10 protein-coding genes are annotated in these 11,060 nt (G+C 72.6%); 3 read left to right on the top strand and 7 right to left on the bottom strand.

Annotated elements, in window-relative coordinates; all coding sequences use genetic code 11:
* Positions 1–102: 102 nt before the first annotated feature.
* Together AB0F40_RS07505 and AB0F40_RS07500 are read right to left on the bottom strand one after the other, a co-directional pair.
* A complete protein-coding gene (locus AB0F40_RS07505; RefSeq protein ID WP_357465494.1) occupies positions 103–252 on the bottom strand; it encodes a hypothetical protein in 150 nt (49 codons plus the stop codon).
* 258 nt (positions 253–510) lie between these two features.
* Positions 511–1,521 (bottom strand): squalene cyclase, encoded by a 1,011-nt coding sequence (locus AB0F40_RS07500; RefSeq protein WP_357465493.1) that lies wholly within the window; start codon positions 1,519–1,521, stop codon positions 511–513.
* Between the two features lie 119 nt (positions 1,522–1,640).
* Here AB0F40_RS07500 and AB0F40_RS07495 point away from each other — a divergent pair, with 119 nt between their 5' ends.
* Positions 1,641–2,258: a glyoxalase gene (locus tag AB0F40_RS07495; protein ID WP_357465492.1), complete on the top strand. Its 618-nt coding sequence runs from the start codon at positions 1,641–1,643 to the stop codon at positions 2,256–2,258.
* A gap of 5 nt (positions 2,259–2,263) precedes the next feature.
* On the opposite strand, the gene AB0F40_RS07490 is transcribed toward AB0F40_RS07495, so the two are convergent.
* Complete coding sequence (locus tag AB0F40_RS07490) at positions 2,264–2,854, bottom strand: uracil-DNA glycosylase family protein (RefSeq protein WP_357465491.1); 591 nt, start codon at positions 2,852–2,854, stop codon at positions 2,264–2,266.
* A gap of 177 nt (positions 2,855–3,031) precedes the next feature.
* Between AB0F40_RS07490 and AB0F40_RS07485 the strand changes: the two genes are divergently transcribed.
* A complete protein-coding gene (locus AB0F40_RS07485; protein ID WP_357465490.1) occupies positions 3,032–3,865 on the top strand; it encodes a CPBP family glutamic-type intramembrane protease in 834 nt (277 codons plus the stop codon).
* Here AB0F40_RS07485 and AB0F40_RS07480 read toward each other — a convergent pair whose 3' ends face one another.
* From AB0F40_RS07480 to treY, 4 genes are all read right to left on the bottom strand, one after another.
* Positions 3,866–5,047: an NUDIX domain-containing protein gene (locus AB0F40_RS07480; RefSeq protein WP_357465489.1), complete on the bottom strand. Its 1,182-nt coding sequence runs from the start codon at positions 5,045–5,047 to the stop codon at positions 3,866–3,868.
* Positions 5,048–5,135: 88 nt separating this feature from the next.
* Entirely contained in the window at positions 5,136–5,540 is a 405-nt protein-coding gene (locus AB0F40_RS07475; protein ID WP_357465499.1) for a GNAT family N-acetyltransferase, read from the bottom strand.
* A 5-nt stretch (positions 5,541–5,545) separates the two neighbouring features.
* On the bottom strand, positions 5,546–7,435 hold the full coding sequence (treZ, locus tag AB0F40_RS07470; RefSeq protein ID WP_357465488.1) for a malto-oligosyltrehalose trehalohydrolase: 1,890 nt from the start codon (positions 7,433–7,435) through the stop codon (positions 5,546–5,548).
* Complete coding sequence (gene treY, locus AB0F40_RS07465) at positions 7,432–10,011, bottom strand: malto-oligosyltrehalose synthase (RefSeq protein ID WP_357465487.1); 2,580 nt, start codon at positions 10,009–10,011, stop codon at positions 7,432–7,434. Before treY ends, treZ begins: the two co-directional genes overlap by 4 nt.
* Positions 10,012–10,152: 141 nt before the next feature.
* On the opposite strand from treY, the gene AB0F40_RS07460 reads away from it, so the two are divergent.
* Positions 10,153–11,055: a cation-transporting ATPase gene (locus AB0F40_RS07460; RefSeq protein WP_357465486.1), complete on the top strand. Its 903-nt coding sequence runs from the start codon at positions 10,153–10,155 to the stop codon at positions 11,053–11,055.
* The last annotated feature ends 5 nt before the right edge of the window (positions 11,056–11,060 follow it).

The raw sequence follows: 11,060 nt of genomic DNA, 5'->3' as shown, positions 1-11,060 counted from the left end.
ACCCACACCACCCCAACCCCCATCATTAGTCTATCTAATGGATTACTCACGTGTCCTCTTCCCATCCGCCCGGCACAGGCCTGTGCCGACCTCGATGCAAAGTCACGACCTCGCGGGAGAGTGCCGACCTGCCCCCTGGACCGCCGCGAGCTGCTCGGTCAATGCCGCCCTGACCTGGTCGGGCAGACGCACCGCCGCGAGCTCCGCCAGCTTGTCGGTCGCGCTCCGCTCGCTGCGCACGATGTCCCACACCTCGAGCTTCTCCGGGTTCCCGGCCTGAGCGGAGGCCCCGGCCCAGCATCAAGGGCCGGCTGCAGACTTCGTCGCGGCCCCAGCCGTCGACTGCAGACTTCGTCGCGGCTCTGTGGCCTCTCACCGCGTCCAACTCTGCACTCGGCGATGAGGGCCGCGTCAAAGTCTGCAGTCGACGACGGGTCAGGCCGGAGGTATCAGAGGCGATCACGGGACAGGCCGCACATCCCAAAGCCGACCGCCAGCCGGCCGCACCTCTCAGGCGGGAGATCCGCCCCGGACGTCGAGCGCGGAGGACCCAGAGGACCCCGAGGACCCACTACTCGCGCCGTCCCACCAGTCGAGCACGCGCGTGCCGTAGAACGTGAGCCACCGCGACGGTTCCCCCTCCGGCACGTCGACCTCGAACCAGACCCGCCCCGGGAGTCGGCCCTGCTGCAGCCAGGTGCCGTCCGGACGGCGGGCGGCGCGGACCACATCGACGGCGTCGGCGAGCCGCGGATCCGGCCCGACGCCGTCGTGCTGCGCTGCCGCGCGAAAGTAGTCCAGGGCATGGAGCGCGGTGCAGACGTAGCGGAACGGATACGCGAACCAGGTCGCCCAGGGGCCGACGACTTCGCCCGTCGACAGCCTGCGGAGCAACCGGCGCTCCAGGAGGTACTCCTCGCCCGCCCGCCGCGTGGCGCGCAGCTCGTCGCTGCCGCCGGTCGCCGCCTCGTAACAGAGGAGCCCCTTCAAGGAGTTGAGGGTGGAGTGGAACGACGAGCGGGTCGAGCCCTCGACCCACTGGCAGTTCCAGCCGCCGTCGGGCAGGCGGTGGTCCACGAACCACTGGGCGATGCCCGAGACGTCCGCGCCGAGCCAGACGCCGTTGGCGAGCGTGAGGCCGTTGATGCAGCAGTCGACCTCGCCGCCCCAGTAGGGCAGGTCGTCGTACTCCCACCGGCTGTTCGCGGCGAGCTTCTCGACGGTGCCGGCCAGCACGACGGCGTCGAGGCCCCATTCGCGGAGGGCGGTGAGCGACCAGGTGGTGGCGGTCCAGGGCTGGCCTTCCTCGTCCCCCTGGAAGCCGGCCGGGAAGTACGCACCGCCGGCCCACTGCCCGTCGGGGTCCTGCCTCGTGAGGAGGCCCGCACCGAAGCCTTCGGTGGCGACGCGGGTCCGTGTGGCGCGCCAGACCTCCTCCGGAGCACCCGCGAGGTCACGCTCGACCTGCCAGCGCAGGGCCGGGTCGGTGTCGAGCATCCAGTCGAGCAGCTCTGGCGACATGGTGAGCAGGCTACTTTTCAGCGCGCAGGTTCGCGAGGGTCGGGCCGGGTCCGATCCGGTTCAGGACCGGTCAGGAATCGAGAAGCGCCCGGTACCGCGCCAAACCTAATGTGGTGGGCATGGCAAACATCGACTCCGTCACCCTCGAAGTGACCGACCTCAGCACCGCACGCTCCTTCTACGACGCCGCCTTCGACCTGGGCGACCGACTCCACCTCCGCGAGACCGAAGCGCCGACGAGCGGGTTCCGCGGCTACCACCTGTCCCTGATCTCCTCCCAGCCTGGAGACGTCAACGCCCTGTTCGACGCCGCAGTCGCCGCAGGAGCCACCGCCCTCAAGCCCGTGGCCAAGTCCATGTGGGGCCACGGCGGCGTGGTCCAGGCACCCGACGGCGCCATCTGGAAGCTCGCGACGTCCGCCAAGAAGGACTCCGCTCCCGTCTCTCGGAAGGTCGACGAGATCGTGCTGCTCATCGGCGCCGACAACGTGCCGGCGAGCAAGAAGTTCTACGTCGAGCGCGGCCTGACCGTCGGCAAGAGCTTCGGCTCGTACGTCGACTTCAAGATGGGCTCCAGCCCGATCGGGTTCGGCCTGTACAAGCGCTCCGCGCTGGCCAAGGACGGTGGGGTGGCACCCGAGGGGACGGGCTCGCACCGGATCGCGATCAACAGCGACCTCGGCGAGTTCACGGACCCGGACGGGTTCGCGTGGGAGCCGGTTCGGGTGAGCCGGTAGCGAGCTCACGCCCCGTCGAGCGCCTCGCTCACCTGCAAGCGCAGCGCAGGGATCACCTCCGCCTCGAACCAGGGGTTCCTGGTCTGCCAGCGGAAGTTGAGCGGCGACGGATGCACGAGCGGGATCATGGACGGCAGGTATTCCGCGTACGAGCGCACGGTCTCGGTGAGGCTCTGCTTCGCACGGCGCGCCAGGTAGTACTTCTGGGCGTAGCCGCCCACCAGGATCGTGAGCCGGAGGTCCGGCAGCTCGGCGAGGATCCGCTGGTGCCACATCCCGGCGAAGTCCTTGCGCGGCGGCAGGTCGCCGGAGGTGCCCTTGCCCGGGTAGTAGAAGTCCATCGGCACGAGCGCGATCAGGTTCGGGTCGTAGAACTGCATGTCGTCGACGCCGAGCCAGGACCGCAGCTTCACGCCGCTGGCGTCGTCCCAGGGCACGCCGCTCTCCTGGGCCTTCCGGCCGGGCGCCTGTCCGACGACGGCGATCCGCGCGCCGGCCGCCGCGGTGTAGAGCGGCTCGTAGCCGAGCTCCCGCGCCCAGGCGTTGGACTGGTGCGCGGTGATCTCGGCCCGGATCTGATCGAGAGTGCTGGGCACGGCTCTCCTTCGCGTCTGCTGAGGTTCGGGCGGGGCTGCCCGGTGCTGCCCAGTCTGTCCCCCGTGCGAGCTACCAGCGAGTGTCCACCCTGCGGTGACGATTCCGGGCCGCCGGATCCATAACGTTCGGGGTAGCCCGCGGCGCTCCGGCCGCGGCTTCTCAACAAAGGAGTCATCGTGCGTCTGGTGTGGCAGCTCGTAGCGGTTATGGCGGTCGCCCTCGCGGGTGGTCAGGCAGTGATGGCGGTCCAGGGCAACCACTGGCTGGAGCTCGTCGTCGGGGTGGCCACGGCCGTGCTCGCGGTGTTCGTCTACGCCTGGGTCGTGCGCCGGACCGAGCGCCGCGCACCGGTCGAGGTGGAGCTGAGGAGCGCCGCACCCGGGATCGGCCTGGGCACGCTCATCGGCATCGGCCTGTTCGGCGCCGTCATCCTGAACATCGCCTTCCTCGGTGACTATACGGTCAACGGGCTCGGGACGACGTCGGGTGCGATAGGCCTGGTCGGCTTCATGGCCGCTGCCTCCGTCACGGAGGAGCTGATGTTCCGCGGCGTCCTGTTCCGCATCATCGAGGGCTGGACAGGCACCTGGATCGCGCTGACCCTGACCAGCGTGCTGTTCGGCGCGTCGCACCTCTTCAACCCGAACGCCACCCTGTGGGGTGCGCTCGCCATCGCCATCGAGGCCGGCGGGATGCTCACTGCCGCCTACATCGCGACCCGCAAGCTGTGGGTGCCGATCGGTCTGCACTTCGGCTGGAACCTCGCGGGGAGCGCGATCTTCAGCACCGAGGTCTCCGGCAACGACACCCCGCAGGGGCTGCTGGACGCCACGATGTCGGGCCCGGCGCTGATCACCGGCGGCGACTTCGGCCCGGAGGGCAGCGTGTACTCCGTGGTGTTCTGCGTGCTGGCCGCCGCGGTGTTCATGTGGCTGGCCCACCGGCGCGGCCACCTGGTCCCTCTCCGGCGCAGCGCGCGGTCGGGTGCGGCCGCTACGCTCCCCCGGTGATCAGGGCACGCCCTCGGCCTCGGCGAGCAGGGCACCGCGGTTGGTCCGGATGAACGCCTTCAGGGCGGCGGGCACCAGCGGGATGGCGGCGAGCGCGCCGTCGTCCCGCAGGTCCACGTGCTCGACGGCGTAGCTGCCGCGGACCGGTTCCTGAAGCTCCGGACCTGACCGCAGCTCGAGATCCATCGAGACGACCCGCGCGAGGAAGTAGTGGTGCACGGCTACCCCGGCGTCCTTGGGCTGGGACGTCAGGAACACCTGCCGGACGACCTTCGCCGTCGCGCCGAGCTCCTCGAGGAGCTCCCGGTGCAGCCCGCCCTCGACCGAGACGTCGTCGGGCTCGACACCACCGCCGGGCGTCACCCAGTACGGGGCACGGCCGCGAACGGTTCGCTTGATCACCACGAGCCGGTCATCCTCGTCCAGCAGGATCGCCCGCGCCGCGCGCCGCACCACCACCGACGGCGTGGTCGACGTCGCGGGTATCTCGTCGACGACGGGCGCCTGCCGCAGGTACCCCTCGAACAGGGGGCCGCCGGCCGCGTCCAGGGTCGCGCGCGCCACGGCGACCATCGTGTCGTCGTCGTGCCGGGCGGCCACCCAGCGGGCGGCGTATCCGGGATCCCAGGCGCGCAGCTCGCGCAGCAGCCACTTGCCGCCACCGTCCCACCGGCCGGCCGCCGCCAGAGCGAGGTGCCCCACGCGTTCCCACAGCACCGACCGCACGACGTCGGCCTCGCCGCCGTCGCGCGCGTACGCGAGATCGTCCAGCAGGTCGGTCACGCCGTACCGGGCATCCTCCAGCGCGCTGTCCGACGCCGGTCCCGGGCCGGCGTCCAGCATCGCCCGGCACTCCGCCTTCAGCCCGGCGCCGTCGGCCTCCCCCGCCACCGGCACACCCGTGGCGATCATCCGCACCAGCGTCGGCTTTCTCCGGGCCATCTCCTGCGCGATGAACCAGCGGTGCCCGTCCTCCGTGTTCACGAACAGCTCCACCGGCCAGCCGTGCCAGCGCACCGAGTCACGGTGCCCGACGGCGTCGTCGGGCACACAGACCACGATGTCCAGGTCCGACCCCGCCGTCCGGGCGCCCGGGTCGAGCACGCTGCCTGCCAGCAGCGCCCACCGAGCGTGGGGATAGCGGTCAGCGACCAGGGCGGCGGCATCGGCGATGGGGTCCACGGCAGACATCATCTGCCACACGGGCAAACAGACCTATTCGTTGCCGTGAATTCGCGTCTCGCGCCCGGCTGCCGGCGGGCAACGCGGGCTATCGCAGCTGAATGAGCCCGGCGGGCGTCGGCCGGAAACCGCAGGACTCCAGGTAGAACGCCTCGAGGTGCGGCTCGAAGTCGACGAACAGCCACTCGCAGCCCGCCGCCCTGGCTCCTTCGACCGCTCGGCGCACCACAGCGGTGCCGATCCCGTGCCGCTGGTGGCTGGGGCGCGTCTTGGTGTCGATCAGGAAGGCGTGGTCCGCGCCGTCCCACGCCACGTTCACGAACCCGACCAGGAGGCCGGTGTCGCTCCGGGCGGTGACCCACCCCAGCGAGTGGCCGCGGACCCGGTCCCACCAGCCGGGCTGCGGGCTGCCGCCGTGCGACTCGGTGAGATCCACGATCTCGTCGTCCGACACCGGTCGGCGCCAGTCGAGGACCACTTCATCTGGAGGCACGGTGCTCAAGCCGGCTCGCCAGGTGTACCGCCTGCGGCACCGCGGCCGCACGGGTCCGACCGCAGGACGACGGCCCCCGGCCCCCGCACCGTGACCGTCGTCGCGCCGGGCCCGTTCTCCACCGCCGCCGGATCGGTCCCGAGCACCGCTGCCGAATCGAGCACGAGCCGGGGTGGCTCGCCGTCGTGCTCGACCACCACCGATACCGACCCCTCCGCCGGAGCCAGCACCACGTCCACGCGGCGGCCTCCCTCGACGACGCCGCCCTCGACCGCGCCGCGCGTCATCACGACAGCCCCGTCCTCGACCCGCACGGTCGTGGCCCGCCGGTCCCCCGACGCGATCGCCGGCTCGGTGCGCCGGAGCCGGACCAGCTCCCGGTACAGGCCGAGCATCCGGCGCCCGCCGGCGGAGCGGGGCTCCGCCCAGTCCAGCCGGGACGCCTCGAACGTCTCGCGCGCCTGCGGGTCAGGCACGACGACGTCGGCCCCGTACAGCTCCGCCCAGCCGTGCCCGCCGAACTCCGCCGCACGGCCGCGTGAGACCGCCGCCGCGAGCTCCGGCTCCTCGTGGTCCGCGAAGTACAGGAACGGTGTGGTCGCGCCCCACTCCTCCCCCATGAAGAGCATCGGCGTGCAGGGCCCGAGCAGCACGACGGCCGCGCTCATCGCGAGCGCCCCGGGCGGCAGCGCGCGGGACGGCCGGTCGCCGAGCGCTCGGTTGCCGACCTGGTCGTGGTTCTGGGAGCAGACGACGAAGCGGCGTCCGTCGAGGTCCAGCGGTACCGGAGCGCCCCAGGGCCTGCCGCGGAAGGTGGACCAGCCGCCGTCGTGCACGAAGACTCCGGTGAGGGCCTTGACGAGGGTCTCCGGCGCGCCGAAGTCGACGTAGTAGCCCTGCCGCTCGCCGGTGAGGAGGGCGTGCAGGGCATGGTGGACGTCGTCGGCCCACTGGGCCGTCATGCCGTGACCGGGTCGGCCCTGGAACGAGCCGGTGGTGGGCGTGACGGTGCGGGGGTCGTTGGCGTCGGACTCGGCGACGAGCGAGAGCGGCCGCCCGAGCTCGTCGGCGAGCGCCGCGACGGCGTCGGACAGCTCGGCCAGCAGGTGTCGAGGCGAGTCGTCGACCAGCGCGTGGACGGCGTCGAGGCGCAGGGCGTCGACGTGGAAGTCGCGGAACCACCGCAGCGCCTTCTCGATGACGAAGGCCCGCACCTCGGCGGAGCCGGCACCGTCGAGGTTCACGGCAGCGCCCCACGGCGTCTGGTGCCGGTCGGTGAAGTAGGGGCCGAACGCTGCGAGGTAGTTGCCCGACGGCCCGAGGTGGTTGTCGACGACGTCGAGGCAGACGGCGAGCCCGCGGGCGTGCGCGGCGTCCACGAAGCGCTGCAGCGCGGCGGGGCCGCCGTACGGTTCGTGCACCGCCCAGAGGGCGACGCCGTCGTACCCCCAGCCGTGGTGGCCGCCGAACGCGGCCACCGGCATGAGCTCGACGACGTCGACTCCCAGGTCGACGAGGTGGTCGAGGCGTTCGACGGCGGCGTCGAGCGTGCCGGCGGGCGTGAACGTCCCGATGTGCAGCTCGTAGGTGACGGCGCCGAGCACGTCGCGGCCGGGCCAGGCGCCGTCGGTCCACGGGTGCGCGGCGGCGTCGAACGTGCGCGACGGGCCGTGCACACCGACGGGCTGCCAGGGGCTGCGCGGGTCGGGGCGCGGCGGGCCGCCGTCGAGAGAGAACGCGTAGTCCGTGCCGGGCGGGAGGGCGCGTTCGGTGCGCCACCAGCCGTCGGCTTCGGCGGCCATGGGCTCGGTCGCGGACTCCGTGGTGCCGGTCGCCGGGAGGACGAGGTCGACGCGGGACGCGCGCGGCGCCCAGACGCGCTGGGGCGCGGTCACGCGGACGCGCTGTTCGTCGTCGCCGAGCCCGCGGATCCGGTGGGCTCCGCCACGAGCAGCGCGACGGGCCAGGAGCCCAGGAGCGTGCCGAGGTGCACCGTGCCGCCGTCGGCGGGCAACCCGGTCAGCACCGACCGCCAGGCCTCCCCCGGCACCGGCTCGGGCAGCACGACGGCAGCCTCCGCCAGGCCGGGCGGGTCGCCGAGCCGCGTCGCGACCACGACCGCACGGGGCCCGTGCGCGTCCCGCCGGGCGAACGCCACCGCGCGGCCCGTGGTCAGGGGCAGCGGCTCGTATCCCGCCTCCTCGCCGACGAACGCGCCGGGGTACTCCCGGCGGACCCGCAGCGCCGCGGCCGTCACCGCCAGCTTCTCCTCCGCGAGGCCCGACGGCGTCCGGCCGGCGTCGAGCGCGGCGAGCGTCGTCGCGAGCGCCTCCAGGTCGACGGGTCGCCGGTTGTCGGGGTCGACGAGCGAGGTCCCCGTGACCTCGGTGCCCTGGTAGACGTCGGCGACGCCAGGCACGGTGAGCTGGAGCAGCTTGGTCGCGAGCACCGAGCGCCGGACGGTCGGCGCGACCTGCTCGGCCCAGCCGGTGAACCCGGTCACGATCTCGGGGTGGGTGAGCAGGTCGGTCGCGTACCGCACCAGGTCCGCCTCACGGGCCTCGTCGGGCGCGGTCCAGGTGGTCCACGCCTTCTGCTCGCGCGACGCCTTGACCAGGTAGGCGGCCAGGCGCTCGGCCTCGATCGGTCCAGCCTGGGTCCAGGTTCCGGCGAGCGTCTGCCACAGCAGGTTCTCCGTGCGGCCGTCGAGGTCGGCGGGGCGCAGGTCCGCCGTGGCCTCGCGCAGGCGCCGCACGAGCGCGGTCCAGGCATCCGCGTGCGCGGCGACGGCCCCGATGCGGGAACGCACGTCCTCGCCGCGCTTGGTGTCGTGGGTCGAGCCCGCCGTCATCGTCGCGGGCCACGACTCGGCCGTGCGCCGTGCGTGCTCGTGCAGCTCATCGGGGCCGACGCCGAAGCGGTCCGGCGCGCCGCCCACGTCGCACAGGCTCACCAGATGGGTCCAGCGGTAGTACGCGGTGTCCTCGACGCCCTTGGCCATGACGGCGCCGCACACCTGCGGGAAACGGACCACGAGATCGGCCCGCCGTTCCTCGCCCTGGCGGCCCGCTGAGCCGGCCTCTCGCCCGAGCACCAGGTCGACGACGAGGTCCAGCGTGTCGTGCCGGTCCGGGTCGAGGCGCGAGCGGGCGGCGTCGGCCGCCTCGTGCACGACGCGCTCGGCCTCGGGCGGCGCCGCCTCCCCGGGCACGACGTAGGCGCGGTACCGGCCGAACGCGACGACGAGCTCGACGACGCAGTCCTGCAGGGACCGGAACGTGTGGTCGCGCAGGCGCACGTCCTCGCGGCAGATGTCGGCGAGCATGGTGGTCAGGAGGTGGATCTCCGCGTAGAGGGAGGTCTCGACGATCTGCCGCTTGGCCTGCTCGATCACCTCGTCGAGGGTGGCCTGCTCACCCGTCATCTCGTGCAGGAGGCCGGCGAGCGGGGCGGCGCCGTCGGGGTCGACCTGCAGGGCGTGCAGCCGCCATGCCGTGTCGTAGCCGGTGGTCCCGGCGACGGGCCAGTCGTCGGGCAGGTCCTCGTTCTCCTCGAGGACCTTCTCCGCCGCGATCCATGCCCCGCCGGTCGCGTCCGCCAGCCGCCGCAGGTAGCCGCGGGGGTCTGCCAGCCCGTCGGGGTGGTCGATCCGGAAGCCGTCGATCACGCCGGCGGAGAACAGCTCGAGCAGCAGCGCGTGCGTCGCGTCGAAGACCTCCGGATCCTCCACGCGGATGCCCGCCAGCGTGCCGACGTCGAAGAAGCGACGGTAGTTGAGCTCCTCGTCCGCCACGCGCCAGTATGCGAGCCGGTAGTGCTGACGGCCCACCAGCTCGGCCAGCGGCAGGTCCTCGGTCTCGGGCCGGACGGGGAACAGGTGGTCGTAGTAACGCAGGACGGGTTGCTCATCGGTGCCGCTGCCCGCACCGGTGTCGGCGCCGCCCTCCGCACCGGTGTCGGTGCCGCCGTCGCCGGGCACGACGGCGTGGTCGAGCACGAGCTCCCCCGCGGCCAGCACCGTCCCGATCCGGGCGCCGAGCACGGGCATGAGCAGCCCTTCGCCCTCGGCGAGGTCGACGTCGAACCACTTCGCGTACGGGGACTCGGGCCCGTGCTTCAGCACTGACCACAGTGCGCGGTTGTGCCAGGCCGGCGTCGGGACGGCCATGTGGTTCGGGACGACGTCGACGACGACCCCCATCCCGCGCGCATGCGCCGCGGCAGCGAGCCGTTCGAGCCCCTCGCGGCCACCGATCGTGTCGCTGATCCGGGTGTGGTCGACGACGTCGTACCCGTGCGTGGAACCGGGCACGGCCTGCAGGACGGGCGAGAGGTAGAGGTCGGTGACCCCGAGGGTGCCGAGGTACGGCAGCGCCTTCTCGGCGTCCGCGAACGTCAGCTCGGGCCCGAGCTGCAGCCGGTAGGTGCTCACCGGGGTGCGGCGGCCCGGTCCGGGGAGATGCGAGTGCACTGTGCCTCCGTCGCTCGGTGGTGGTCCCGATGTTGGGACCATACCGCCAGGCCACCGGGTGAAACTCTCATCCCCCTCTCACGTAGTTCTCATGCTGGCGTGGAAGCGTGGTCCCTCAGCCCGACGGAAGGAACGGACCGCATGTCCAAGCTCTCGAACATGATCGGCCTCGCCAAGAAGGTGCTCGACTCCCAGAGCGGGCAGCAGCAGGGGTCGCCGCAGGGCGGTTCAACGGGCCAGAAGTCCTGGCAGTCCACGCTCCAGGACGTAGCCGCAGCGGTGGGCGGACGCGACCAGGCCGCGCAGGCGCCGGGCCGCGCGCCCGCCCCGCAGGGCTACCCGGCCACCCCGCAGGGCCGGCCGGCCACCCCGCAGGGCCGGCCGAACGCATCGGCGTCCACCGACGCCGACCGACAGGCCATCGCCCGTTATGACTACCTCATGCGCACCGCCGAACCGCACCAGATCGAGCAGATCCACGCCGAGTCGTTCGCACGGCTGACGCCCGCACAGCGCGAGGCAGTCCTGCGGCGCATGCAGACCGAGCTTCCGGCGCACGAGCAGCCCCGCTCGGCCGACGTCGGTGACCTGTCCCGGGCAGCGGCACGGACGGAGGCCCGCCGACCGGGCTCCATGCGGTCGGTGCTCGCCAAGGTCGGCACGGGCGGAGCCGTGGCGGGTGTCGCCGTGGGAGCGGTGGGCGTTCTTGGCGCCGTCGCGGCCGGTGCGGCGGTCAGCAGCGTCGCCGGCCCGCTCCTGGAGAACGCGGCGAACCTCGGGGTCGACTTCGAGACGCTCGCGTCGGGTGTCGACGTCGAAGGGCTCACGTCGTCGGTCGGAGATATCGGTGCCGGCGCTCTCGACGAGGCCGCCGCGGGGGTCGGGGACCTCGGCACCGGGGCTCTCGACGAGGCTACTGCTGGCGTCGAGGACCTCGCCGGCTCGGCCGACGGTGCCGTGTCCGGGCTCGGGGACCAGATCTCCGAGGCAGGCCAGCCCCTGTCGGACATTGTCGAGAAGTTCGACCCGCGCAACTTCTTCTGAGCCGC

It is taken from the genome of Promicromonospora sp. NPDC023987, assembly GCF_040639055.1.
Lineage (GTDB): Bacteria > Actinomycetota > Actinomycetes > Actinomycetales > Cellulomonadaceae > Promicromonospora.
This window is presented reverse-complemented; position numbering and strand designations above follow the sequence as displayed.

What these genes read in the sequence shown, in the direction of transcription:
- AB0F40_RS07500 (WP_357465493.1), bottom strand. Translation starts at nt 1,521, where the DNA reads ATGTCGCCAGAGCTGCTCGACTGGATGCTCGACACCGACCCGGCCCTG.
- AB0F40_RS07495 (WP_357465492.1), top strand. Translation starts at nt 1,641, where the DNA reads ATGGCAAACATCGACTCCGTCACCCTCGAAGTGACCGACCTCAGCACC.
- AB0F40_RS07460 (WP_357465486.1), top strand. Translation starts at nt 10,153, where the DNA reads ATGTCCAAGCTCTCGAACATGATCGGCCTCGCCAAGAAGGTGCTCGAC.